The organism is Actinoplanes sp. CA-142083 (assembly GCF_050942195.1).
Taxonomy (GTDB): domain Bacteria; phylum Actinomycetota; class Actinomycetes; order Mycobacteriales; family Micromonosporaceae; genus Actinoplanes.
The window spans coordinates 8,869,588-8,892,386 of the sequence record NZ_CP192076.1; the positions used below are offsets into that span (position 1 = coordinate 8,869,588).

Genomic DNA, 22,799 nt, shown 5'->3' on the forward strand with positions numbered 1-22,799 from the left:
CGTACGAGTGAGGTGCGCGCATGCTCCGATCATCCCTCCGCCGAGCCGCCACCGTGGCAGCCGCCGTGCTGCTGTCGTTCCCGCTGGCCGCCGGCACCGCCTCAGCCGCCGCGGACACCACCCCGCCGACCACGCCGCTCATCGGGTACGCCCAGGGCTTCCAGTGCCTGATGGTCATCATCGGCTCGAACCGGTCCACCGACAACGTGACACCCCAACCGAACCTCCGCTACCAGGCGTTCGCCGACGGCGTGTCCATCGGCTTCCTCGCCGACCAGGGCCACATCTCGGGCGCGTGGGGCGTGCTGCACGTCTTGAAGCCCGGCGCCAACACGATCACCGTCCGGGCCATCGACGCGGCCGGCAACCGGTCAGCGGCCAGCATCGGGGTCGTCGTGAACGGCTTCTACACCCCCGGCTGCACGCCGGGCCACCTCTGATCCGATCCCGCCCTTGTCCGTTGTCGCTCCATTCGCCCAGCGCCTTTGGTGGGGCCGACCCCGAGCCGGACAAACTCCTTACCCTGCTGGGCAGGGAGCCCGTAGGCCATGCGGGCACTACTCGGCGAACGGGGGACATCATGCAGAAACTCGGAATCATCGCCGCGGCCGCGGCCGCGCTGGCCGCCATGCTGCTGACGGCGCAACCGGCCGCTGCCGCAGCGTCCCACGACACGTCACAGACCCAGTCGACGACGACCTTCGAGAACGGCACCAACTGGGACTAGCGACCGAACGGACGAACGCCCGGACCGCACAAGCGGCCCGGGCGTCTCGTTGACCATGGCTACGACCGCGTCACCGCGGCCGGACGCGCAGCTCAGGAACGCAACTCCGCCAAGGTGTCTCCGGCGACGATGCGTGCGCCAGCGATCTGGCCGATCGCGCCGGTGACCGTCCACGCCTGGATGCGGGACGGGCTGCGGATGTTCCCCTGGGGAGGTCAAGGCGTTCCGTGTCAGCGAAAGGAAGACGCGGCGGCGGCGACGCCACCCGATCTGGGTGATGCCGTCGTGGCCGGGGGCGTCCGAGGCTGAATCGATCTGTGGACATCGATTTGGGGGGACGCCGTGAAGAAACGTCTGCTTGCCCTCGTCCTGACGCTCGGGGTTGTCGCGGGGGCGCCCAGCGCGTCGGCCGTGGGATCTTCGGGGGCCGGGCACAACCCGTACGAGATCAGCTGGAAGCCCTGCCCCGAACGGCCGGAAGCGCAATGCGGGACAGTAAGGGTGCCGCTGGATTGGGGTCGCCCGAAGGGCGAGAAGATCACGCTGGCGGTGGGCCGCCACCTGGCGACCGACCCCGCGCACAGGGTTGGCGCGTTGTTCGTCAACCCGGGTGGGCCCGGTGGGGAGAGCGCCGAGATCGCCGAGAACGCTGACCTGATCTTCTCGCCGGAGCTGGTGGCGCGTTTCGACATCGTCGGCGTCGACCCGCGGGGCATCGGCGGCAGCAACCCGATCTCCTGCCGCATTCCCGACCCGCAGCCGGGCTACACGCTCTTCCCGCGTACGGAGGCGCAATTCGCGCAGATGGTGCGGTACAACCGGGCTCTCGGGCGGGGCTGCCTCCAGAACACCGGCCCGCTGCTCGGGCATGTCGACACCGTCAGCGTCGCCCGCGATCACGAGGCGGTGCGGATCGGGCTCGGCGAGAGCAAATTCAACTGGCTGGGCCTTTCCTACGGCACCCAGGTCGGCGCCAACTACGCGGAGCTCTTCCCGGGGCGGGTGCGGGCGATGGCGTTCGACGGCGCGCTGGACCACAGCGCGACGAGTGTGGGGCTGCTGGCCGACGAGATCGCGACCGTGGAGGACGCGTTCAACCGGTTCGCCGAGTGGTGCCGGACGACCTCGGCCTGTGCGATGGCGGGGCAGGACGTGGCGCGCGCCTACGACCAGATCGTCGCGCGGGCGGACGCCTCGCCGATGCCGGTGCCGGGCGCGGACCATCCGGTCACCGGCGACGACATCCGGCTGCTCACGCCGCCCTACCTGGAGTTCAAGGAGCCGACCGTGTTCGCGCCGGTCTCCGGCTGGCTCCGGCTGGGCGCCGCGATCCGCGACACGCTGGCCGGTGACGCGTCGGCGTTCGCCCTGCCGCCGCCACAGAGCCCGACCGAGGACGTCTTCGGCTCGCTCTCGGTCGTCTGCCAGGACTACGCGCTGGAGGTGCACTCCTTCGCGGACATGCAGCGCCGCATCCAGCTCGGCCGCTATCTGGCGCCGCATCTGCAGGGCGGGAGCCAGAGCTGGCTGATCAACCGGTGCATCGGCTGGCCGCTGCCGCCGTCGAACCCGGCGCGCACCCTCAACGTGCGCGGGGTGCCCCCGGTGCTGATCGTCAATGCGACTCACGACGCCAACACCACCTACAAATGGGCGTACGTCGTCGCGGGGCAGATCCCCGGCAGCGTGGTCTTCACCCGGCTCGGGGACGGCCACACGTCGTACCTCGTCTCGCCGTGCGCCCGCGCCGTCATCGACCGCTACCTGATCGACCGAGCGCTTCCGGGGCCGGAACAGGTTTGCACCGACTGAGCAAGGTCGCAGCGACGATCGCGTGCCCTCGGGCGTTTATGTGCAGTCCGTCGGAGCCGATCACGCCTTGGTCGGTATGCCGGGAGAAATCGACGTGCAGGCCGCCGTGCTGGTGGCTGAGGCGCTCGGTCAGCTCGCCGAGGACACGCAGCCGGCCGGCCGCCTCGGCGCCCAGAGTGGGTGAGAGGTCGAAGCAGCCGAGCGTCACCACCAGCGCGCCGGCCCGGCTCAGCGGTCCGATCATCCCGGCCAGGTCGGCCTCGACCGGGCCGGGCCGGAAGGAGCGCGGGACGGCGTCGTTGGCGCCGGCCGCGACGATCGCCAGGTCGGGGCGGAACGCCAGGGCCGGGGCGAGCTGCCGGGCGCGGATCTCGGCGGCCCGGGCGCCGGAGACGCCGAAGTTGCGGTACTCGTCCGGCGCCAGGGCCAGCACCAGACGCTCGGCCCAGGTTCGTGTCGGATAGCCGTCGACCGGGTCGCCCCGGTGGACGGCGATGCTGTCGCCCAGCACGGCGATCCGGTGCCAGGCCTTCTTGTCGGTCATACGGCGGACCGTAGGCGGCCGGTCTGGAAGGTTTCTCGCACGTCGTAGAGTCCCGGGGGTGACCGACGTCCGGTTGCGGTTGCTGGGAACGGTGGAGCTGCACGTCGACGGGAAGGACGTGCCGCTCGGCCCGGCGCGGCAGCGTACGGTCCTGGCCGCCCTCGCCGTGGACGCCGGCCGCGCCGTGCAGATCGACACGCTGGTCGACCGGGTGTGGGGCCTGTCGCCGCCCGACCAGGTACGCGGCGTCGTCTACAGCTATGTGAACCGGCTGCGCCGAGCTTTGCGGGTGGCGCCGGGCCGGGTGGCGCTGGCCCGGCGGTCCGGCGGGTACGCCCTCGACATCGACCCGCCGTGCGTCGACCTCCTGCTCTTCGACCGGCTGGCCCGCGGCGGCTCGCTCGAGGAGCTCGACGCGGCGCTCGCCCTGTGGCGCGGCCCGGCGTTGGCCGATCTCACCGGCGAGTGGGTGTCGCGCACCCGCGACCTGCTCGCGCAGCGGCGGCTGGACGCGACGACCGACTGGGCGCGGGCGCAGCTCACGGCCGGGCGAGCGGAGGTGGTGGTCGACGCGCTGCGGCCCCTCGTCGAGGAGCACCCGCTGGTCGAGCCCTTGGCGGCGCTGTTCATCGAGGCGCTGCACCGGCAGGGCCGCGGTGCCGAGGCTCTCGACCAGTGGGCGGCCGTCCGCCGGCACCTCGTCGCCGAACTGGGCGCGGAGCCCGGGCCGCAGTTGCGGGCGCTGCACCAGGCTCTGTTGCGCCCGGCCGCATACGCGCCCAGCTCCCTGCCGGCCGACACTGCCGCCTTCACCGGCCGGCGCCGGGAGATCGACCGTCTCCTGCGGGCCGGGCCGGGCGTGCAGGCGATCGCGGGCATGCCGGGGGTGGGCAAGACCGCGCTGGCCGTGCACGTGGCGCACCGGCTGCGGGACGCCTTCCCGGACGGGCAGGTCTTCGTGAACCTGCACGGCCACACCGCCGGCCGCGACGCCGCCGACCCGGCCGACGTGCTCGCGACCCTGCTCACCGCGGACGGGCTCGACCCGCGGCGGCTGCCGTCCGGAGTGGAGGCCCGGTCGGCGCTGTGGCGGTCGCGTATGGCCGGCCGGCGCGCGCTGGTCGTGCTCGACAACGCGGTCGACAGCGCCCAGGTGACACCGCTGCTCCCGGCGGCCGCGGGCTGCCTGGTGCTGATCACGAGCCGGCGCTTCCTCGGCGATCTGCCCGCGGACGCCGTACCCGTCTCGCTCGATGTGCTCGGCCACGACGAAGCCGGCGCGATGTTCCGCCGGCTGGCCCCGACGTCGGTGGACGACCCCGCCGAACTCCTGGCGGCGTGCGGACACCTGCCGCTGGCGGTGGCGCTGCTGGCCCGGCTGCTGCGGCGGCATCCCGGCTGGACGGTGGCCGACCTGCTGCGCGAGACCCGCGAGCGGCTCCTCGACGTGACGGCCGAGCATGCCAGCATCGCGGCCGCCTTCGACCTGTCGTACCGCCACCTGCCGACGACCCGGCAGCGCTTCTTCAGCCTGCTGGCGCTGCATCCGGGCACCGAGTTCGAGCCGTACGCGGCGGCCGCGCTGGCCGGGGTGCCGGTCTCCACGGCGGTCGCCGAGCTGGACGCGCTGCACGCCGACAACCTGCTCACCGAGGTGGGGCGGCGCCGGTACACGATGCACGACCTGATCAGGTCGTATCTGAGCGGGCGCTCGCCCACATCGAACGAGCAAGGCCGGCTCCTCGATTACTACGCGGCGACCGCCAAGGCCGCGAATGCCCGCCTGGCCCGCCTGGCCCGCCCCGGCGCGACACCGCCTCTCGCCGAGCGGATCGAGCCGCTGGCCTGGCTGCGCACGGAACGGGCCAACCTCCTCGCCTGCCTCGCCTCGACCGGCGAGCCCGCGCGGATCGTGGCGCTTACCGCCGGGATGGCGGAGCTGCTGCGCCGGGACGGGCCGTGGAGCGCGGCGCTGGCCCTGCACACCGAGGCGGTGCGGCACGCGACCGGCCCGGATCGGTGCGATGCGCTCGTCGATCTGGCCACGATGCGGCGACTCACCGGCGACTATCCGGGCGCGGCCGGGGACGCCCGGACCGCGGTGAACGGCTACCGCGCGACAGGCGAGCGGCTGGGCGAGGCCAACGCGCTGATCGTGCTGGCCAAGGCGCTCTCGCGGGCGGCCGGCTACATCGATGCGATGCCCGTTGTCGAGCGGGCCCTCGGCATCTACCGCTCGCTCGGCGACCGGCCCGGCGAGACCGGCGCCCTCGTCGAGCTGGCCATCGCGCGCGGCATGACCTCGGACTTCCGGGGCGCGCAGGACCTGCTGCGGCAGGCTCTCGACCAGTACCGCTCGCTGGCCGACCGGCCGGGCGAGGCGTACACGCTGCGCATCCTCGGCATCGCGCACGGCCGGGTCGGCGACTTCGCCGGCGCGCGGGAGCTGCTGACCGGCGCGCTCGGCCTCTACCGGGAGCTGGGCGCCCGCCTCGGCGAGGCGCTCACCCACAACGACCTGGGCCGGGCCGCCACCGGCCTCGGCGACTACCCGTCGGCCGTCGACTCGCTGCGCGCCGCCCTCCGCAGCCACCGCCGCTCGGGTCACCTGGTGGGCCAGTCGGCCGCGCTGCTCTACCTCGGCGCGGCCCTGCGCCGCTCGGGCGACCTGGCCGGCGCGGCGACCGCCCTCGAGGAAGCGCTCGCGCTCGACCGCGAGATCCACAACCGGAGCGGCGAGGCCATGGTCCTCAACGAGCTGGGCGCCCTGCACCGGCTCGCCGGCGACATCGACCGGGCGCTGACCGCCCACCGCGCGGCCCTGGCCCTGGCCGACCAGGTCTCCAGCCCGTTCGACCGGGCGCTCTCGCTGGCCGGCTTCGGGCGGTGCGCGGTGGCCCGGGGCCGCACCCGCGAAGGGGCGGCCCAGCTGCGCACCGCGCTGCGGATCCTGCGCGAGATCGACGCGGCCGAGGCGACCGAGGTCGAGGCCGACCTGGCCGCGGTGACGTAAGAAATATTCCAGGCCGGCGTCGCACGCTGCGGCGATGACACTTTCGTACGCACACGGAACTTCCACCGAGCCGCTGCTCGGGACCACGATCGGGGCCCAGCTCCGATCGGCCGCCGGCCGGTTCGGCGACCGAGAGGCGCTGGTGGACGTGCCGAGCGGCGCCCGGTGGACCTACCGCGAGCTCGACGACCAGGTCGACCGGCTGGCCCGGGCGCTGCGCGGACTCGGCGTGGTCAAGGGCGACCGCGTCGGGATCTGGGCGACCAACCGGCCGGAGTGGGTGCTGACCCAATATGCGACGGCGCGGATCGGGGCGATTCTCGTCAACATCAACCCCTCATATCGTACGGATGAAGTGGTTTATGTTTTGCGACAAGCCGGAGTGCGTCTCCTGATCGCGGATGCCGGCAACCGCACGATTCCTGACTGCACGGTGGTCTTTCTTGGCGGGGAATGGGAGAACTCGGACGGCGATGCCTTCGACGAGGAGCTCTCGCCGGACGACCCGGTCAACATCCAATACACGTCGGGGACGACCGGCTTCCCCAAGGGCGCGACGCTCTCGCACCACAACATCCTCAACAACGCCTACTTCGTCGGGCGGCGGCAGGGCTGGTCGCCGGACGACCGGATCTGTGTGCCGGTGCCGTTCTACCACTGCTTCGGCAACGTGCTCGGCACGCTGGCGGCGATGACCCACGGCGCTTGTCTGGTGATCCCGGCGCCGTCCTTCGACGCGCGGGCCACGCTCGAGGCTGTCGAGCGCGAGCGGTGCACCACCCTCTACGGTGTGCCGACGATGTTCATCGCCGAGCTCGAGCTCACCGGTTTCGACCTGTCCAGCCTGCGCACCGGCGTGATGGCGGGCTCGCCGTGCCCGGTGGAGGTGATGAAGCGGGTGGTCGCCGACATGGGCATGACCGAGGTGACGATCTGCTACGGCATGACCGAGACCTCGCCGGTGGCCACCCAGAGCCGCCCGGACGACGACGTGCGGCGGCGGGTGACCACGGTCGGCACCCCGCTCCCGCACGTGGAGGTGAAGATCGTCGACCCGGCGACCGGCTTGACCGTCCCGCGCGGGACGCCCGGCGAGTTCTGCACCCGCGGCTACTCGGTGATGCTCGGTTACTGGGACATGCCCGAGCGCACCGCCGAGGTGATCGACGCGGCCCGCTGGATGCACACCGGCGACCTGGCCACGATGGACGAGGACGACTACGTCAACATCGTGGGCCGGATCAAGGACGTGGTGATCCGGGGCGGCGAGAACGTGTACCCCGCCGAGGTCGAGGAATTCCTGCACACCCATCCCGGCATCCTCGACGTCCAGGTGATCGGCGTGCCCGACGAGCGGTACGGCGAGCAGGTGATGGCCTGGGTGATCCCGCGGGCCGGCGCCGAGACACCGACCGCGGCGACGCTGCGCGACTTCTGCGCCGGGCGCCTCGCCGGCTACAAGATCCCCAGGTACGTGAAGGTGGTCGACGCGTTCCCGCTGACCGTCACCGGGAAGGTCCGGAAGACGGAGATGCGGGAACTGTCGATCCGCGAGCTGGGTCTGGAGGCGGCCGCGGCCGTCCCCACGGCTTAGCGCTTCAGCCGCAGCGCCGACACCAGGAAGAAAATGCCACCGAGTACGGCGTAGCCGGCCAGGCTGCTCAGCGACGCGCCGTCCTTGGCCGCCTGCAGGATGAAGGAGGTTCCCGCGAGGGTGGAGATGGCGCCGCTGACGATCATCGGCCACTGGCCGCCCAGGCGGCGCCGGCCCACGCCGACGACGAGCTGCACCAGCCCGGCCGCGATGGCCCAGGCGCCCCACACGCGCAGGACGGCTGGGATGCCCGAGGCGCTGGCGACGGCCAGCCCGATGGCGGCGAGCGAGCTGATCGCGATGTTCAGATAAAGGCCTCGCGCCAATCCGGTCGCCCGCGACGAGCGGGCGTCGACCACGGCGGCAGCCACGTCGAAGATCGGGTAGAGCACCAGCAGCGGCACGCTCAGCGGCCCCAGGTCGGACGCGCTCGCGAACAGCAGGATGGCCCAGACGAGGGCGAACCCGAAGCGAACGAAGTAAAGCCGCCGGAGAGTCATGGTGGTCCCTTTCGAGCGAGGTAGACTAACTAGTAACTCTACAAGCGCTCGGCGTGGGAGGGAAGTGCGATCCGTATCATGGGGGCCGTGACATCGCCGGTACGGGAGAGACTCATCGGGGCCGCGTCCGAGCTCTTCTACGCCCAGGGGCTGCGCGCGGTGAGCGCCGACAAGGTCATCGAGCGCGTCGGCACCACGAAGGTCACCTTCTACCGCCACTTCCGCACCAAGGATGACCTGGTGGTGGCGTACCTGGAGGGTCGCGCCGCGATCGAGCGCGAGGGCGTGGGCGGCGCCGTGGCGCGGGCCGGCGGCGACGCCGAGACGGCGCTGCGGCTGATCTCCGAGGGGCTCGGCGCGGTCGCGTGCAGCCCCGGCTTCCGCGGCTGCCCGTTCATCAACGCGGCGGCGGAGTACCCCGATCCCCAGAGTCCCGTCCGGCGCGTGGTCGACGACCACCGGGCCTGGTACAGAACGACGTTCGAGCAGCTCATCGCCCCGCTCGGGCTGGCCGACCAGGCCGCCGTCGCGGATGAGCTGATGCTCCTGCGCGACGGCGCCATGGTCGCCGGCTACCTCGGTGACCCGGCGGCGGCGGGCGGGTCGTTCCTGCGCGGCTGCCTCGCGGTGATCCGCGCCCGGCAGCACACGTAGACGTACTCGTCTACAGCTTGGCGACCAGCTCGAGGATCTCGGCCGTCGTCCCGGTCTCGCCCAGCCGCGGGAAGATCTTCTCGACGCTGTTGCGGTGGGTGTCGGCGTCCAAGTCGCTCATCGCGTCGACGGCCAGCGTCACGTGGTAGTTGTGCTCGTGGGCGGCCCGCGCCGTCGACTCGACGCCGATGCTGGTGGCGATCCCGGCCAGCACGATCTGGGTGACGCCGCGCCGGCGCAGCTGCAGGTCGAGGTCGGTGCCGTGGAAGGCGCCCCAGTTCCGCTTGGTCACGACGATGTCGCCGGGGCCGGTCAGCTCGGGCGCCAGGACGTCCCAGCCCTCGGGGCGGGGGCGCGACGGGCGCGGGCCCCCGTTGATCCGGCCGGCCACCGTGTCGGAGCCGTCGGGGAGGCCGGTCACCCGCACCAGCACGACCGGCAGGCCGTGGGAGCGGAAGGCGGCGGCCAGCTCGGCCGTACGGGCGAGGACCTCGGACGCGGGATGCGGCGCGGTGGGCGCGGCCACGATGCCGGCCTGCAGGTCGATCACGACCAGCGCGGTCTTGGGGTCGAGGGTGGTGACGGTCATGCGGTGCCTTTCGGGGTGGAGGCGCCGAGGCGGCGCAGCGAGGGGTCGGCGAGGACCAGAACGAGAAGCAGGCTCGCGACGACGATCAGGAAGATCGCCAGGTCGTGCAGGCCCGCGGTGTCGGCGCCGTGCTTGAAGAAGATGCCGGTGGCGGCCGAGGAGACCATCGCCCCGAGGTACGAGAACGTGCGCAGCAGCCCGGCCGAGGCGCCGATCCGGTCGGGGTCGGCCTGGAAGTACAGCGCGTTCTGGTTGGCGAGGCTGTTGAGGCCCTGCGGCAGCCCGAAGATGACCGAGATGATCACTACGATCCACAGCGCGCCGGCCGAGTCGAGCACGAGCATCAGAGCGCAGGCGACGATCTGGCTCAGCGCCCCGGCCAGCAGCTTGCCGCGGAACTCGGCGCGCCGCCCGGTGAGGGTGGAGACGCCGATGGCGACCAGCGACATCGGGAGCAGGAGCAGGCCGGCGTGCGAAGGGCTGAGGCCGTGGCCGGCCTCGAGCCACTGCGTGAAGCCATAGAGGTACGCATACGCCACCGTCTGCGCGAGCAACGCCCGGACGTACGTCGCGATCAGCGGCCCGTTTCCGCCGAAGACCCGCACGTCGAGGAAGGGATCGGCGTATCGCAGCTCGCGCCACACGAATCCGCCCGCGAGGGCAGCGGCGAGCGGCAGCAGCCAGATCAGCCGGACCGACGGTTCCTGCAGGTAGAGCATCAGCGCGGTGAGCATGCCCGCGAACAGGCCGATGCCCAGGTAGTCGAGCCGCGCGTGATCCTTCGAAAGAGGGCCGCGGGGCAGCAGGATCGCGCCGAGGACCAGGCAGAGCAGGGCGAGCGGGATGTTGACCGCGAAGACCGCCCGCCAGCCGGCCAGGCCGATGAGCAGGCCGCCGAGGGTCGGGCCGATCACCACGATGGTCTGCGCCGAGACGTTCAGCGTGGTGAGCAAGCCGGCCGGCTTCTCCACCCCGGACCGGCGGATCAGGTACATGGCCGCCGGATAGCCGGCGCAGGTGCCGAAGCCGAGCAGCACCCGGGCCAGCACAAGGATGCCGAGCGAGGGGGCGAGGACGCCGACGATGCCGGCGATGCCGACCAGCGCGGTGCCGGCCAGGTAGAGCTTGCGGGCGCCGTACCGGTCGACGAGCCGGCCGACCACCGGCTGGCCGGTGGCCGTGGCCAGGTAGAGCCCGGAGACCAGCCAGGCGGTCTCGGCGGGCAGCGCGTGGAACGCGAGCCCGATCGGGACGAGCGCGACGGCCAGCGTCGACGAGTTGACCGGGTTGAGGATCGCGCCGAGAACCAGCGGCAGGATGAGACGCCGATCGAAGGTCTTGACGGCGACTGCCGTCGTCACTTCTCCGCCAGCCGGTCGAGCAGGGCGAGCGCGGCCAGGATGGTCTGCCGCTCCGGCTCGGTGAAGTCGGTGGCGAGCGCCTGGGCGATCCACTCCTCGCGCTCGCGGCGGGTGCCCACGACCAGCTCGACGCCGGCCTCGGACAGCGAGATCAGCTGCCGGCGGCCGTCGTGCGGGTCGGGGGTGCGCTCGAGGTAACCGTGCTGCTCGATCGCGACGAGGATGGCGGTCATCGACTGCGGGCGGACCCGCTCGGCGGCGGCCAGCTCGGTGGCCGTGGCCGGGCCGTTCTTGGCGAGCCGGCTCAGCACCGACGTCTGCGACGGCGTCAGGTCGCCCACGTCGGTGACCTCGCGGAACCGGCGGCGCAGGCGGCTGAACACCGTCCGCAGCTCGCCGGCCGCCCGGATCGCCGATGCGGGAGTTTGGGTCACTTTTTTAGGCTAGAACTCTTCAGTTCAGACTGACAAGTTTTGACTGACTAATCACTGGCCCAACAGCCACCGGTGCGGCGCCGCCAGCTTGCGGGCCTTCGCCGGCCCCCACGAGCCCGGTTCGTAGGAGATCGGTCGCGGCGGCGCGTCGAGCAGCGGCTTGACCGCCTTCCAGGCGGCCGCCAAGCCGTCCGGGCGGGTGAAGAGCGCGCGGTCACCCTCCAGCACGTCGTGGATCAATCGCGCGTACGGCGGGAGCGGATCCGCCTCGGGAAGCTTCGCCAGCGGCAGCGAGACCGAGGCCGGCTCGAGGTTCTCGGCGATGCCGGGCTTCTTCGCCAGCAGCGAGAGGTCGACCTCCCCGTCCCCGGCCAGCGAGAACGACAGCACGTTCGCCTGCGGCGGCAATTTCGGGAACGGCTTCGCGGGCGTACGCAGAACGAGGCTGACCCGTTGCTCGCCGGCCGCCATCCGCTTGCCCGTACGCAGCAGGAAGGGGACGCCGCGCCAGCGCGGCGAGTCGATCCAGAGCTTGGCCGCCACGTACGTGTCGGTGCGCGACTTCGCGTCGACGCCCTTGATCTCGCGGTAGCCGGCGAACTGCCCGAGCACCGCCTCGGCCGGGTCGATCGGGCGGAACTTGCGGATCACCGTCTCGCGCGCCGCCTGCAGGTCGGCCGCCCCGAGCGAGGCCGGCGGCTCCATCGCCACCTCGGCCGCCACCTGGAACAGGTGGGTGACCAGCATGTCGAGCGTCGCGCCGGTCTCGTCGTAGAACACCGCCCGGTTCGCGACCCCCAGCGTCTCGGGCACGTCGATCTGCACGCTCTCCACGTGATCGCGGCTCCAGATCGCGGCGAGCGCCTGGTTCGCGAAGCGCATCGCATGCAGCTGCTGGGTCGCCTCTTTCCCGAGGAAGTGGTCGATCCGGTAGACCTGCGACTCGTCCAGCACCGCGTGCACCTGCCGGTTGAGCGTGCGGAACCCCGGCGGCGACGTGCCGAACGGCTTCTCGTAGACCACGCGCGACCCCTTGGCGAGCCCGTGCACCCCGAGCGCCTTGGTGGTCTCGGGGAACGCGACCGGCGGGATGGCGAGGTAGTGCACGAGCTGTGCGTTGCGGCCCGCGTCCTGGCGCGCCTCCTCGATCACGTCGAGCAGACTGCCGGGCGAGTCGCTGTTGAAGCCGCCGCCGGCGAACCGCAGCCGCTTGGCGAAATCCCGCCACGGACCCTTGCCCGGGGGCACTTCCGCAAATTCCGACAGGCTTTCCCGTACGCGTGAGCGAAAGTTCTCGTGCGACACGTCGCCTCGGCCGTTGCCGACCAGGGTCCAGTTCTCGGGAAGAAGGCCCTCGTTCGCGAGGGTCCAGAACGCCGGCAGCACCATCCTGGCGGCCAGGTCGCCGGTGGCGCCGAAGAGCACGAACACGGTCATGACCCGGGGGTTTGCCCGCCCCGCGGCGGCCTCACACCGAGTGTGACCGGAACGTCCCGCGGTAGGCCTGCGGGGTGGTGCTCAGCCGCTGGGCGAAGTGGTGGCGCAGGGTCGCGGCGCTGCCGAAGCCGGTGCGCTCGGCGATCGCGTCGACCCCCAAATCGGAGTCTTCCAGCAGCCGCCGGGCGAGCAGCAGCCGCTGGTTGGTGAGCCAGTCGTGCGGCGTCGCGCCGGTCTCGCTGCGGAACTTGCGGGCGAACGTGCGGGGCGCCATGTGCGCCAATCCGGCCATCGTCTCGACGCTGTGCGGCCGGTCGAGGGTCTCCAGCACCAGCGCGAGGACGGGCTGCAGGGTCTCGCACTCGATCGGCTGCACCGGGGTCTCGATGTACTGCGCCTGACCACCGTCGCGGTGCGGCGGCACGACCATCCGGCGCGCGATCATCATCGCGACCGCCGAGCTGTGCTCCTGCCGTACGAGATGAAGCCCCGCATCGACGCTCGCCGCCGTCCCCGCGCTCGTCAGGATCTTGCCGTCCTGCACGTAGAGCACGTCCGGGTCGACCTTCGCCGCCGGGTGCCGCCGGGCCAGCTCGGCGGTGTGCAGCCAATGCGTCGTGCAGCGCCGCTCGTCGAGCAGCCCCGCCGCGCCCAGCGCGAACGCGCCCGTGCACACGCTCATCACCCACGCGCCTCGCTCGTGGGCCCGGCGCAACGCGTCGATGACCACCTCCGGCACCTCGTGCTCGCGGTACCCGTACGGCGTCACCGCCACCAGATCCGCGTCGTCGACCCGCGTGATGTCGTGCTGGACGCCCACCTCGAAGCCCGCGTGCCCGCGCACCGGCCGCCCGTCGGTCGAGCACAGCGCGAAGTCGTAGCTCGGCAGCCCCTCCGCCGTACGGTCGTATCCGAACAGCTCGCAGAGCACCCCGAGCTCGAAGATCGCCACCTCCGGCAGCGCGATCACGGCGACGTTACGAAGCATGTGACGCAGCATACGGCCGCTTGGCAGGATTTTGAAGGTGTATGGCATCCCTGCCACTGTCGACCATGAGCGAACCCGAGAAGACTCTGTGTCATGGCTATCGCGCTTGCAATCTTCTTCCTGGTCATCACCGCCTTCTCCATCGCCGGACGGGTCGCCGACTCCCGCGACAGCGCCGACTGGAAACCCAGCCACGAGGGTTTCCGCCACACCACTTGATATCCAAGGTCTTCTATGAATGAATCGACCGAGCTCCCCACCTTAACGGAGGTTCGGTCGTGACATTCCGCGCTCTTCGGACAGCGTCGTTGGCCGTGGCGGCCGCCCTGCTGGCCAGCCTCGTGATCTCCTCACCCGCGCAGGCCGCGACGGTCACCTACGGCCAGGACGTGTCCAGCCATCAGGGCAACGTCAACTGGTCGGCACAGTGGAGCGCCGGGTCGCGCTTCGCCTACGTGAAGGCCACCGAGGGCACCTCGTACACCAACCCGTACTTCGCCCAGCAGTACAACGGCTCGTACAACGTGGGAATGATCCGCGGCGCCTACCACTTCGCCCTACCCAACGGCGCCGGCGGCGCCACCCAGGCCGACTACTTCGTGGCCCACGGCGGCGGCTGGTCCGCGGACGGCAAGACCCTGCCCGGCGCCCTCGACATCGAGTACAACCCTTACGGCGCCACCTGTTACGGCCTTTCCCAGGCCAGCATGCGCTCCTGGATCTCAGCTTTCCTGAACCGCTACCACGACCGTACGGGCAGATGGGCAGTCATCTACACCACCACCGACTGGTGGACCACTTGCACCGGCAACTACAGCGGCTTCTGGGCCAACTCACCACTGTGGCTGGCCCGCTACGCGAGCGCCCCGGGCATGCTGCCGGCCGGCGCTCCAACATGGTCGTTCTGGCAGTACTCGTCGACCGGCCCCTTCGCCGGCGACTCGAACCAGTGGAATGGCGCCCTCGACCGGCTCAGGGTGCTGGCCTGCAACGGCAGCTGCTAGATCGCTGCTTGACGCCGCTCTCCATCGGCCGGTGGCGACCCGCCCGTCGCCACCGGCGCTGGACTTTCAGATGCCAGGGGTTCGAGTCTCGTTCCCCCCACGGTACTGGCCTGGGGGCGACCCCCCAGGCCCCACGGTCCGATGGTCGCCCTAGACGGTCCGGTCGAGGCTGGGCACGGCGTTGTTCTCGCTGCCCTCACCGGGCGATGCGCTCCCATGTTCGCGACGACGCCACGGTGTTCGCGGTACGACACCGGCATCTCATGACGCCACCCGGTAATGCAGGTGTGTGACGCCGGGCGCGTCGAGCACGCGCGTCAGCTCGAGTTCGATGCGGTCTGCGTCGAACAGCCGCCGCCCGGCGCCCAGCACGACCGGGATCAGGTGGATCTCCAGCTCGTCGAGTAAGCGCTCGCGCAGCAGCGACTGCGCCAGCCCGGCGCCGTGCACCATCACGTCCTGCTCGCCGGCGGCCGCCTTGGCTTCGCGTATCGCGGTCGCGGCGTCGGGCACGTAGTGGACCCAGCCGCTTTGCGGCTGCGGCGGAGTGCCGCGCGTGGGCACGAAGATCGGCACGCCGTGGTGGTCGCCGCTCCAGTGACCGGCGTAGTCGAACGTCTGGCGGCCGACGACGACCGCACCCGTCGCCATCGCCTCGGCGAAGACCTGCGCGCTCAGCCCCGGCGGTTCGAAGTGCGGCCGCTCAGAGACGGGCGCGCCGAGCCACTCGTGCAGCCGGAGGCCGCCGGTCCCGAGCCCGTTGCCCGGGCCGTCGTGCGGGCCGGTGATGAACCCGTCGAGCGACATCGACATGTACAGGACGGATTTGCTCACTGCGATCTCCTTAGTTTCCGGCACGGATGGGGCCGCTTCGGGTCCAGCCCTTAGCGTCTGACCGCGTGGCGTTGGGTCTGACGCAGGCATTGCCCCTTCGGGGCCCGGCGGGGATTTAATGCTCGCCGGCGACGCTCAAACTGACTTCTCGCCAGGCCTCGTCGCTGGCGGCGAGTTCCTGTGCCGCCTGCCGGGCCAGCGGGACAGCATCGGTGCCGAGCAGCAGACGCAGAGGTGCGTCCTCGCGACCGACGAGGTCCCGCACCACTTGAGCGACCCGACGGGCGTTGCCCGGCTCGTGACCAGAGAATGCGCGCAGCGCCTCGGCGAACGCTCCGATCGTCGGCTGGTACGGACCGCTGGGGTGCGGGATCGTCATCGACGAGCCACCCCAGTCGGTGCGCATGGCGCCCGGCTCAAGAACAGTGACCTTCACCCCGAATGGAGCGATCTCCTGTGCGAGACCGAAGGAGAACCCGGCGACGGCACACTTCGCCGCCTGGTAGGCAGTCAGGCCCGCGCCGGACAAGCGGACAATGAGCGAGGAGACCTGGAAGATGTGGCCATTGCCCTGCTCGCGCAGGACCGGCACGACGGCCTTCGAAACGTTCACGACACCGTAGAAGTCGGTATCGATCTGCGTCCGGAACGAATCGATCGCGGTGTCCTCGAACGAGGCCAGATCGGCATACCCGGCGTTGTTGACGACGACATCGATGCGCCCGAACTTCTCCTGGGCCTGAGCGACCGCACGCGCGGCCGCGTCGAAGTCGGTCACGTCGAGCCGCAGGACAAGCACCGCGTCGCCGTACCTGTCGAGGAGGTTCTGCAACCGCTCGGGGTTACGCGCCGTCGCTACCACGCGATCACCCCCGTCGAGCGCGCCCTCGACGAGCGCGCGACCCAGACCTCGGGAACTTCCCGTCACGAACCACACCTTGGACATCGCCTTGGCCTCCTTCCTCAGGGGGATAGCGCCCGTTCCAGCCGGTCGAACGCGTGCGGCACACCGCGGCCGTGCTCGTCGCGCAGCTCGTCGGACGGGAATCCCCACTGGACGATCGTCATCAGGGTCGCCCCGTCTCGGGGCGCGAACATGAACTCGGTGCTGAAGGAGAAGCTCGACCCATCGGGGCGGGTCTCGGTCGTGGCCAGCAGCAGGCGGCGGGGGCGCTCGATCGCCTCGAACACGTGCAGATGCCGGTAGAGCTCGCCCCGTGACGGACCGAAGGTGATCTCCCAGGCGCCGCCGACGCGCACCTCGCAGCGCGAGTCGACGACCCAGCCCGGCGCGTCGTTGCCGTAAAACTCGCGCTGGCCTGCTGGGCTCGTGAACAGATCGAACACGCGAGCTGGCGACGCCTGGACCAGGCGCTCGTAGCGGAGTTCGCGGCTCACGGCGCGCGCTCCACGAAGCGTCCGAACCGATCCAACCGGCCCTCCCAGGCGCGGCGATGGGCCTCGATCCACTCGCCCGCTTCACCGAGCGTCGTGGCCGGGCCCAGCCGGCACTCGCGCACCCGGCCCACCTTTTCGGTCTCGACAAGGCCGGCGAGCTCCAGGATCCCCACGTGCTTCTTGATCCCGTTGAGGGTCAGGCCTGACGGTCCGGCCAGCTGGCTCAGTGTCGCGGGACCGCGGCCCAGGCGATCGAGAATGCCCCGCCGCTTGGGGTCCGAGAGCGCGAAGAACGTCGCGTCCAGCGTTCGCGATAGTGCACCCATCGGTGCAGTATACGACTGTTCGCACGCTGGTAGACGGTCACCGGCCTGACGTCGTGACGGTCACATTTCTGGGGCCACCGCACCATGGTCGACGGTCCGGGTAGCCGGGATGGCAGTCGTGCGCCGTAACGACTTGCTCACCGCGTGGCCGAACTGGAGACGTCGCCGGACGCGCCCACTACGTCGTTGCCGCCTAACCAGCGGCGGTAACCCCGCGATCGGCCGTCAGATGACTCTCGGCTCAGCCATCGCTTCGCGAACTGGTGAAACGATCCGCCAGCGGGTCGCCCAGGACAACAGCGCGGCGGTTCGCATGGTGCAACGTCCGGTCCACTCCATTTACCCTGGGGGCGCCCCCAGACCCCACGTTACGGTGGGCGCGCCGGGCGGGGCCCGTCACGCTGCGCCTCGGCGAAAGACCGATGGTCGGGCGCGCGGGTCTGCTCGGAAGTCGAGCGTGGGCGCTTGACCCGCGTGGTCGATTGCGGCATTGCGCGAGCCACGCCGAGCCGAGTCGACGAATCTGACCTCAAACAGATCATGGGTCCCACTCTGACGCACTTGACCGGCGCGGACGAGAGGCGCACGATGGTTTGGCAATCGATTGCCAACCTGGAGGGATCTCGTGCCTCGGATCAGCTACGTCGATCCGGATTCGGTCACCGATCCGGAGCTTGTGGGCTATCTCGACGACTCCCGGAAGTACGGCACACCGCGACTGGAGAGCCAAGCCATCCGCGCGCATGTGCCGGCCGTGTTGCGTACCTTCAACCAGTCCTGGCAGCAGGTCTTCCGCGAAGGCGTACTCGACCACAAGGTGAAGGAACTGGCTCGGGTCTTCGTGGCCAAGTCGTTGGACTGCGGCTACTGCGCCGGACAGCGGTCCCACCTCGCCGATGTCGACGAGGGGGAGGTGGACGACCTCATCGACTTCCGGCAGTCTGAGCGGTTCACCGAGCGGGAGAAGGCCGCCCTCCTGCTGGCCGAAGCGATCGCATGGGATCCGCAGATGGCCGACGACGACGTGTGGGCGAAGCTGCACGAGCATTTCACCGAGCCGGAGATCGTCGAGCTCGGCTACTTCATCGGGCTCACTATGGGGCAGCAGAAGTTTCTCAAGACACTCGGCATCAAGCACGGCGAGCTCGGCCGGGACAACACCGCAGGCCTGGCACCAGACGTCGCCGCCACGATGGTGTCGTCATGAAGGTGGTTACCGACGCGGACTTCGACAGCGTGATCGGCGGGGGCGGCCCCGTACTGGTGGACTTCCGCGCCGATTGGTGCGGGCCCTGCCATCAACTGGCCCCGGTCCTGGAGCGGCTGGCCGCTGGGTGGGGCGACCGGGCCCATGTCGTCCAGGTGGACGTGGACGCGAACCCGGCAGGCACCGCCCGATACGGAGTAACCGCGCTGCCAACTCTGATTTTGTTCGTCAACGGCGAGCCGGTCCATCGGGTGCACGGGCTCAGGTCGGATGGTGCGCTGCGGGCCGAACTGGACCCGTGGATCCTCTGACGATCAGTCTGGTAGGGAGCGCAACGTCGGCGACCGGCAAATCGGCGATTCGGGCCAGGACCAGCCGGGCCGCCCGCGCGCCCAACTCCTCCTGGTCGATGGCAACGGTCGTCAGCGGCGGCCGCAGCCACTCGGCCAGCGGCATGTTGTTGACCCCGACCAGTGAGACGTCCTCCGGGCAGCGCAATCCCCGCTCCGCGAGTGCCGCGTAGCACCCGATCGCGAGCATGTCATTACCAGCCAGGACCGCGGTAACCTCGCCGCGGTCCAGCAGCGTCTTCCCGGCGCGCTCGCCGGCTGCGGCTGTGTAGTGGCCCGCCCGCACGATCCAGGACCTTGCGGGCGTGATATCGGCCTCGCGCAGCGCATCGCGGTAGGCAGTCTCGCGCGCCCCGGTCACCGAGATTCCGGCCGGGCCGGTGAGATGGCCGATCCGGCGGTGCCCGAGCCCCGTCAGATGTCGCACGGCCTGCGCGATTCCGCCGGCGTCATCGCTGGTCACGCTGGGCGCGGCGACATCCGCAAGACGGTTGATCAACACGACCGGTACGCCTTCGGCCACCAGCGCCGAGATCGCGTCGTCCCGCCGGGTCGCCGAAGCGATCAGATAGCCCTCGCACCGCCGCGCGCGGAACACGTCCAGCAGCTCCGCTTCCCGCCCAGGGTCGTTGTCGGTGCTGGCGATCAGGCCCTCGAACCCGTTCTCCCGCAACTCGTTCTGTACCCCGCGCAGCACCGGTGGATAGAACGGGTTGAGCAGGTCGGGCACCAACACCCCGACCGTCCCGGACCGCTGGGTACGCAGTGAACGCCCGACCGGGTCGGCTATATACCCGAGCTCGGCGGCCGCCCGCGCCACCCGCTCTGTCGTTTCCCGGCTGATGCGCCCGGGCAGCAGAGGGTTGAGCGCCCGCGAGGCGGTCGCGGGATGCACCCCAGCCGCCCGGGCAACGTCCTTGATGGTCAGGCGGCCCACCTGGCCACCTTAAACCTTGCGCACCCCCGGTCCGGTCACCCGCGATACCGGAGCAGCTCATCTGATGCCGCTTGAGCCGCCAATACGGCTGCCGCGAAACTCAACGCGCATCGCTGCGCATCTGTGACCCGGTCAAACGTCCTGGCATCGGGACGCCATGAACAGGCACTCCGGACCGGTACGCCCGAACTGTCCAGAACCGATCGAGCAACACCGGCCAACTAGAGGTCTACGCTGGCGAACACCCCCGCGAGCCGGGCTTATGCGCCCCCGTTACGGGGCGACGCGGTCGCGGATGCTATCGAGCACCGCCTCCGCCGCCCACGCGGCGGCGTCGGCGATGTCTCGCCGGTCCATACCGAACTCGCGGCGGAACGTCACCCAGGCCCCGACGGAGTCGAGGTGCGACAGCGCCGCGATGACCGCCGTGCGCTGCGCCGCGTCGAGGGACGGCACCTCGGCATCCAGCAGCCGCTCGAGCTGCGCCCGGCCGGGAGACGGCGCCACGCCGCTCACACCGCGCATCGCCGTCTCGGCGACGACGTGCGCGAGCTCCGGCCGTGCGTCGTACCGTTGCATCGCGTCGCGGATCGCGAGGGGGATGTCGAAGATCGAGTGCGACTCCTCGCGGGCGAACACCGTCGCCTCGATCCACGCTGCGGTCGCCAGCAGCAGGTCGATCCGCGTGGGGTAGTTGCGGAACACCGTGCGCTCGGCGATGCCGGCCCGGCGCGCGATGACCCGGTTCGACACGTCGTCGCTGCCTAGCTCCTCGATCAGTCCGGCGTAGGCGGCGAGGATCGCCACTTGCGTGCCGCTCAGCGCCGGGACGGCCGTCGGCCCGGTCACGGCTGCGCCCACGTCGCGCCGGGCAGCTTGGCGAGCACAGTGTCGATGGCTCGATCGAACGCGTCACAGATTTCGCCGGCGTCCAGGTCGAAGCCCGTGCGCAGCCGCGCCCAGAACATCGCCGACGAGAAGTAGCGCAGGGATGCCGCGACCCGCCGCCGATCCCGCCGGTTGAGCGTCGGCGCCGCCACGTCGAGCATCGCCTCGATCGCACGCGTGATGTAGGCCGGCTCGATGTCGAGCGTCGGCGAGATCGCGGACGCCCGCGCGCCGACGTACGCGTACGCGGGCGACGCGTCGAAGGCGCGGAAGCGCTCGTGCACGGCGGCACAGAAATCGGACACGGTCACGAACGGCGGCAACGGGAAGAAGGTCTGCTCGATCCAGTTCGAGAGTGCGGCGAGCAGGTGCGCGCGCGTGGGGTACTGGCGGTAGATCGTGCGCTCCGAGATGCCGACCTCGTCGGCGAGGGCACGATAAGAGATGTCGTCGAACGTGCACTCGCGCAGCAGCACCGCGGCGCTCGCGAGAATCGCGGTCGCGGTGTCGACCGGCTCCTCCATCACGTCCCCCTCCCTCGGGTGGTCGCCCAGTGCGTGGGCCTGGCGACCTCCGGCGGGAGCACGTAGCGATCGGAATCGACGAGCGTGAGCGCCAGCGACGAGACGTACTGCACCTCGCCGCGCGGTCCTCTCTCGGCCGAGGCCAGCATATCCGGCCGCTCGAACGTATAGCCGGTGACATGGCAGCGGAGCCGCTCGCCGGAGGGGTTGCCGTGCTCGTCGAACCGGGGGGAGTCGATGCCGTCGGAGCGGCGGCGCAGGTAGTAGCGCCCCCGCGTGGCGAAGGCCATGACCGGCGTGGCCACGAACGCGACGCCGATCGCGATGAGCACCGAGAACGGCTTGACAGCGGCGCCGAGCAACCCGGCGAACGCGAGCAGCGACAGCACCGAGGCGAGCCCTACCGACACGAGCCCCACCGGGTTCCAGCCGTGCAGCATGCCGCGGCGGAACTCGGGGAAGCGCGGCGAGATGTGCAGCACCCGCTTGTTGATCGCGATATCGGTGGCGATCGTCACGAGCCATGCCATGACGACGTTCGCATAGAGGCTCAGCACGAAGGAGATGAGGGTGAAGACGTCCAACATCATGAGCGCGTACGCGATCACGAGGTTGAACAGCACGAAGATCGTACGGCCCGGGTAGTGCTTCGCCACCCGGGTGAAGACGTTCGACCACGCGAGTGAGCCCGAGTAGGCGTTCGTCACGTTGATCTTCACCTGCGCGACCACGATGAGCACCACGGCGAGGACGATCGCGAGCCAGTTGGGGACGAGGGTCTGGTACATCCCGACGAACTGCTTGACCGGTTCGGTCGCGTGGTGCCCGAGAGAGGGTTCGACCTTCACGAGGAGGTAAACGGCGAGGAACACCCCGATCACCTGCTTGGTGCCGCTGAAGATGACCCAGCCCGGGCCGGAGAACACGAACGACGTCCACCACGAGCGGGCGTTCGACGGCGTGCGCGGCGGCATCGCGCGGATGTAGTCGATCTGCTCCGCCAGCTGCGGGGTGAGGGCGAAGCACACGGCCGCACTCGAGACGATGGCGCCGAAGCTGATCGAGCCGTCGGAGTTGCCGGTGAACGACGTGAAGGCGCGCACTGCCTCGGGGTCGGAGACGAGAATCCACAGCAGCGGCAGCAGGGCAAGGGCGAGCCACAGCGGCGTGGTCCAGAACTGCAGGCGCTCCAGCGCACGCATGCCGTAGATGACGATCGGGATCACGACGACGGTCGAGATGAGATAGCCGAGCCACAGCGGCAGCTCCGTCGCAAGTTGCAGCCCTTGCGCCATGATGGCGCCCTCCAGGGCGAAGAAGATGCAGGTGAAGCCCGCGAAGATCACGGTCGTGATGATGGAGCCGTAGTAGCCGAATCCCGAGCCGCGGGCGATGAGGTCGAGGTCGAGGTTGTAGCGGGCGGCGTAGTAGGCGACGGGCACACCGACGACGAGGATGATGACCGACGCGAACACGATGCCGAGCACGGCGTTGGGGGTGCCGTGGTCGATGCCGATGCTCGCGCCGATCGAGAAGTCGGCGAGGAACGCGATGGACCCGAGGGCGGTCGCGCCGACGGAGGCCGCGCTCCAGCGCCGGAACGTGCGCGGCACATAGCGGAAGGCGTAGTCCTCCAGGCTGTCCTCTGCGGCCGCGCGCGCGTTGTCCGTCGACACAG

Annotated in this window: 25 protein-coding genes; 10 read left to right on the top strand and 15 right to left on the bottom strand. The window is 70.5% G+C overall.

The features are described from left to right. Positions 1 to 20: 20 nt before the first annotated feature. From ACQPZX_RS40585 to ACQPZX_RS40595, 3 genes are all read left to right on the top strand, one after another. Positions 21 to 440 carry a hypothetical protein gene (locus tag ACQPZX_RS40585; protein ID WP_433367934.1) on the top strand — a complete coding sequence of 140 codons (420 nt, stop codon included), beginning with the start codon at positions 21 to 23 and terminating at the stop codon, positions 438 to 440. A gap of 140 nt (positions 441 to 580) precedes the next feature. Further along, a complete protein-coding gene (locus tag ACQPZX_RS40590; RefSeq protein ID WP_433367937.1) occupies positions 581 to 727 on the top strand; it encodes a hypothetical protein in 147 nt (48 codons plus the stop codon). Between the two features lie 342 nt (positions 728 to 1,069). After that, positions 1,070 to 2,539 carry an alpha/beta hydrolase gene (locus ACQPZX_RS40595; RefSeq protein WP_433367940.1) on the top strand — a complete coding sequence of 490 codons (1,470 nt, stop codon included), beginning with the start codon at positions 1,070 to 1,072 and terminating at the stop codon, positions 2,537 to 2,539. Here ACQPZX_RS40595 and ACQPZX_RS40600 read toward each other — a convergent pair. Next, positions 2,478 to 3,083 (bottom strand): SGNH/GDSL hydrolase family protein, encoded by a 606-nt coding sequence (locus ACQPZX_RS40600; protein WP_433367943.1) that lies wholly within the window; start codon positions 3,081 to 3,083, stop codon positions 2,478 to 2,480. The genes ACQPZX_RS40595 and ACQPZX_RS40600 overlap by 62 nt on opposite strands. 58 nt (positions 3,084 to 3,141) lie before the next feature. Between ACQPZX_RS40600 and ACQPZX_RS40605 the strand changes: the two genes are divergently transcribed. Together ACQPZX_RS40605 and ACQPZX_RS40610 are read left to right on the top strand one after the other, a co-directional pair. Next, entirely contained in the window at positions 3,142 to 6,096 is a 2,955-nt protein-coding gene (locus tag ACQPZX_RS40605; protein WP_433367946.1) for a BTAD domain-containing putative transcriptional regulator, read from the top strand. A gap of 34 nt (positions 6,097 to 6,130) precedes the next feature. After that, complete coding sequence (locus tag ACQPZX_RS40610; RefSeq protein WP_433367949.1) at positions 6,131 to 7,690, top strand: AMP-binding protein; 1,560 nt, start codon at positions 6,131 to 6,133, stop codon at positions 7,688 to 7,690. Here the strand turns inward: ACQPZX_RS40610 and ACQPZX_RS40615 are convergent. Next, positions 7,687 to 8,190 carry a hypothetical protein gene (locus tag ACQPZX_RS40615; protein ID WP_433367952.1) on the bottom strand — a complete coding sequence of 168 codons (504 nt, stop codon included), beginning with the start codon at positions 8,188 to 8,190 and terminating at the stop codon, positions 7,687 to 7,689. The two genes, ACQPZX_RS40610 and ACQPZX_RS40615, sit on opposite strands and share 4 nt — an antisense overlap. A gap of 87 nt (positions 8,191 to 8,277) precedes the next feature. On the opposite strand from ACQPZX_RS40615, the gene ACQPZX_RS40620 reads away from it, so the two are divergent. Next, positions 8,278 to 8,844, top strand: a complete 567-nt coding sequence (locus tag ACQPZX_RS40620; RefSeq protein ID WP_433367955.1) for a TetR/AcrR family transcriptional regulator — start codon at positions 8,278 to 8,280, stop codon at positions 8,842 to 8,844. Between the two features lie 10 nt (positions 8,845 to 8,854). Here ACQPZX_RS40620 and ACQPZX_RS40625 read toward each other — a convergent pair whose 3' ends face one another. From ACQPZX_RS40625 to ACQPZX_RS40645, 5 genes are read right to left on the bottom strand one after another with little or no spacing between them, the layout of a single operon-like run. Next, the gene (locus ACQPZX_RS40625) at positions 8,855 to 9,433 is read right to left on the bottom strand and encodes an isochorismatase family protein (RefSeq protein WP_433367958.1); all 579 of its coding nucleotides are present in this window, start codon (positions 9,431 to 9,433) and stop codon (positions 8,855 to 8,857) included. Continuing rightward, complete coding sequence (locus ACQPZX_RS40630; protein WP_433367960.1) at positions 9,430 to 10,794, bottom strand: MFS transporter; 1,365 nt, start codon at positions 10,792 to 10,794, stop codon at positions 9,430 to 9,432. The genes ACQPZX_RS40625 and ACQPZX_RS40630 overlap by 4 nt, the downstream gene beginning before the upstream one ends. Beyond that, entirely contained in the window at positions 10,791 to 11,228 is a 438-nt protein-coding gene (locus ACQPZX_RS40635; RefSeq protein WP_433367963.1) for a MarR family winged helix-turn-helix transcriptional regulator, read from the bottom strand. Before ACQPZX_RS40635 ends, ACQPZX_RS40630 begins: the two co-directional genes overlap by 4 nt. A gap of 51 nt (positions 11,229 to 11,279) precedes the next feature. After that, positions 11,280 to 12,665 (bottom strand): glucose-6-phosphate dehydrogenase, encoded by a 1,386-nt coding sequence (locus ACQPZX_RS40640; RefSeq protein ID WP_433367965.1) that lies wholly within the window; start codon positions 12,663 to 12,665, stop codon positions 11,280 to 11,282. A 31-nt stretch (positions 12,666 to 12,696) separates the two neighbouring features. Next, positions 12,697 to 13,653, bottom strand: a complete 957-nt coding sequence (locus tag ACQPZX_RS40645; protein WP_433367968.1) for a GlxA family transcriptional regulator — start codon at positions 13,651 to 13,653, stop codon at positions 12,697 to 12,699. 93 nt (positions 13,654 to 13,746) lie between these two features. On the opposite strand from ACQPZX_RS40645, the gene ACQPZX_RS40650 reads away from it, so the two are divergent. Together ACQPZX_RS40650 and ACQPZX_RS40655 are read left to right on the top strand one after the other, a co-directional pair. After that, positions 13,747 to 13,872, top strand: a complete 126-nt coding sequence (locus ACQPZX_RS40650) for a hypothetical protein (protein ID WP_433367970.1) — start codon at positions 13,747 to 13,749, stop codon at positions 13,870 to 13,872. 59 nt (positions 13,873 to 13,931) lie between these two features. Then, positions 13,932 to 14,657 carry a lysozyme gene (locus ACQPZX_RS40655; RefSeq protein WP_433367973.1) on the top strand — a complete coding sequence of 242 codons (726 nt, stop codon included), beginning with the start codon at positions 13,932 to 13,934 and terminating at the stop codon, positions 14,655 to 14,657. Positions 14,658 to 14,918: 261 nt separating this feature from the next. Here ACQPZX_RS40655 and ACQPZX_RS40660 read toward each other — a convergent pair whose 3' ends face one another. From ACQPZX_RS40660 to ACQPZX_RS40675, 4 genes are all read right to left on the bottom strand, one after another. Beyond that, positions 14,919 to 15,491 carry a dihydrofolate reductase family protein gene (locus ACQPZX_RS40660; RefSeq protein WP_433367976.1) on the bottom strand — a complete coding sequence of 191 codons (573 nt, stop codon included), beginning with the start codon at positions 15,489 to 15,491 and terminating at the stop codon, positions 14,919 to 14,921. Between the two features lie 115 nt (positions 15,492 to 15,606). Beyond that, complete coding sequence (locus ACQPZX_RS40665; RefSeq protein WP_433367978.1) at positions 15,607 to 16,437, bottom strand: SDR family NAD(P)-dependent oxidoreductase; 831 nt, start codon at positions 16,435 to 16,437, stop codon at positions 15,607 to 15,609. 17 nt (positions 16,438 to 16,454) lie between these two features. Next, positions 16,455 to 16,889, bottom strand: a complete 435-nt coding sequence (locus ACQPZX_RS40670; RefSeq protein WP_433367981.1) for an SRPBCC family protein — start codon at positions 16,887 to 16,889, stop codon at positions 16,455 to 16,457. Then, complete coding sequence (locus tag ACQPZX_RS40675; protein WP_433367984.1) at positions 16,886 to 17,215, bottom strand: ArsR/SmtB family transcription factor; 330 nt, start codon at positions 17,213 to 17,215, stop codon at positions 16,886 to 16,888. Before ACQPZX_RS40675 ends, ACQPZX_RS40670 begins: the two co-directional genes overlap by 4 nt. A 625-nt stretch (positions 17,216 to 17,840) precedes the next feature. On the opposite strand from ACQPZX_RS40675, the gene ACQPZX_RS40680 reads away from it, so the two are divergent. Then, entirely contained in the window at positions 17,841 to 18,422 is a 582-nt protein-coding gene (locus ACQPZX_RS40680; RefSeq protein ID WP_433367987.1) for a carboxymuconolactone decarboxylase family protein, read from the top strand. Continuing rightward, complete coding sequence (locus ACQPZX_RS40685; RefSeq protein ID WP_433367990.1) at positions 18,419 to 18,733, top strand: thioredoxin family protein; 315 nt, start codon at positions 18,419 to 18,421, stop codon at positions 18,731 to 18,733. Before ACQPZX_RS40680 ends, ACQPZX_RS40685 begins: the two co-directional genes overlap by 4 nt. Here the strand turns inward: ACQPZX_RS40685 and ACQPZX_RS40690 are convergent. The 4 genes from ACQPZX_RS40690 to ACQPZX_RS40705 form a co-directional block, all read right to left on the bottom strand. Beyond that, complete coding sequence (locus tag ACQPZX_RS40690) at positions 18,684 to 19,709, bottom strand: LacI family DNA-binding transcriptional regulator (RefSeq protein WP_433367993.1); 1,026 nt, start codon at positions 19,707 to 19,709, stop codon at positions 18,684 to 18,686. The genes ACQPZX_RS40685 and ACQPZX_RS40690 overlap by 50 nt on opposite strands. Positions 19,710 to 19,982: 273 nt before the next feature. After that, a complete protein-coding gene (locus tag ACQPZX_RS40695) occupies positions 19,983 to 20,570 on the bottom strand; it encodes a TetR/AcrR family transcriptional regulator (RefSeq protein WP_433367996.1) in 588 nt (195 codons plus the stop codon). Further along, positions 20,555 to 21,121, bottom strand: a complete 567-nt coding sequence (locus ACQPZX_RS40700; protein WP_433385742.1) for a TetR/AcrR family transcriptional regulator — start codon at positions 21,119 to 21,121, stop codon at positions 20,555 to 20,557. The genes ACQPZX_RS40695 and ACQPZX_RS40700 overlap by 16 nt, the downstream gene beginning before the upstream one ends. After that, a complete protein-coding gene (locus ACQPZX_RS40705; protein ID WP_433367998.1) occupies positions 21,121 to 22,797 on the bottom strand; it encodes a purine-cytosine permease family protein in 1,677 nt (558 codons plus the stop codon). Before ACQPZX_RS40705 ends, ACQPZX_RS40700 begins: the two co-directional genes overlap by 1 nt. Positions 22,798 to 22,799 lie beyond the last annotated feature (2 nt).

What these genes read in the sequence shown, in the direction of transcription:
- ACQPZX_RS40585 (WP_433367934.1), top strand. Translation starts at nt 21, where the DNA reads ATGCTCCGATCATCCCTCCGCCGAGCCGCCACCGTGGCAGCCGCCGTG.
- ACQPZX_RS40590 (WP_433367937.1), top strand. Translation starts at nt 581, where the DNA reads ATGCAGAAACTCGGAATCATCGCCGCGGCCGCGGCCGCGCTGGCCGCC.
- ACQPZX_RS40600 (WP_433367943.1), bottom strand. Translation starts at nt 3,083, where the DNA reads ATGACCGACAAGAAGGCCTGGCACCGGATCGCCGTGCTGGGCGACAGC.
- ACQPZX_RS40610 (WP_433367949.1), top strand. Translation starts at nt 6,131, where the DNA reads ATGACACTTTCGTACGCACACGGAACTTCCACCGAGCCGCTGCTCGGG.
- ACQPZX_RS40615 (WP_433367952.1), bottom strand. Translation starts at nt 8,190, where the DNA reads ATGACTCTCCGGCGGCTTTACTTCGTTCGCTTCGGGTTCGCCCTCGTC.
- ACQPZX_RS40625 (WP_433367958.1), bottom strand. Translation starts at nt 9,433, where the DNA reads ATGACCGTCACCACCCTCGACCCCAAGACCGCGCTGGTCGTGATCGAC.
- ACQPZX_RS40640 (WP_433367965.1), bottom strand. Translation starts at nt 12,665, where the DNA reads ATGACCGTGTTCGTGCTCTTCGGCGCCACCGGCGACCTGGCCGCCAGG.
- ACQPZX_RS40645 (WP_433367968.1), bottom strand. Translation starts at nt 13,653, where the DNA reads ATGCTTCGTAACGTCGCCGTGATCGCGCTGCCGGAGGTGGCGATCTTC.
- ACQPZX_RS40650 (WP_433367970.1), top strand. Translation starts at nt 13,747, where the DNA reads ATGGCTATCGCGCTTGCAATCTTCTTCCTGGTCATCACCGCCTTCTCC.
- ACQPZX_RS40665 (WP_433367978.1), bottom strand. Translation starts at nt 16,437, where the DNA reads ATGTCCAAGGTGTGGTTCGTGACGGGAAGTTCCCGAGGTCTGGGTCGC.
- ACQPZX_RS40675 (WP_433367984.1), bottom strand. Translation starts at nt 17,215, where the DNA reads ATGGGTGCACTATCGCGAACGCTGGACGCGACGTTCTTCGCGCTCTCG.
- ACQPZX_RS40685 (WP_433367990.1), top strand. Translation starts at nt 18,419, where the DNA reads ATGAAGGTGGTTACCGACGCGGACTTCGACAGCGTGATCGGCGGGGGC.
- ACQPZX_RS40700 (WP_433385742.1), bottom strand. Translation starts at nt 21,121, where the DNA reads ATGGAGGAGCCGGTCGACACCGCGACCGCGATTCTCGCGAGCGCCGCG.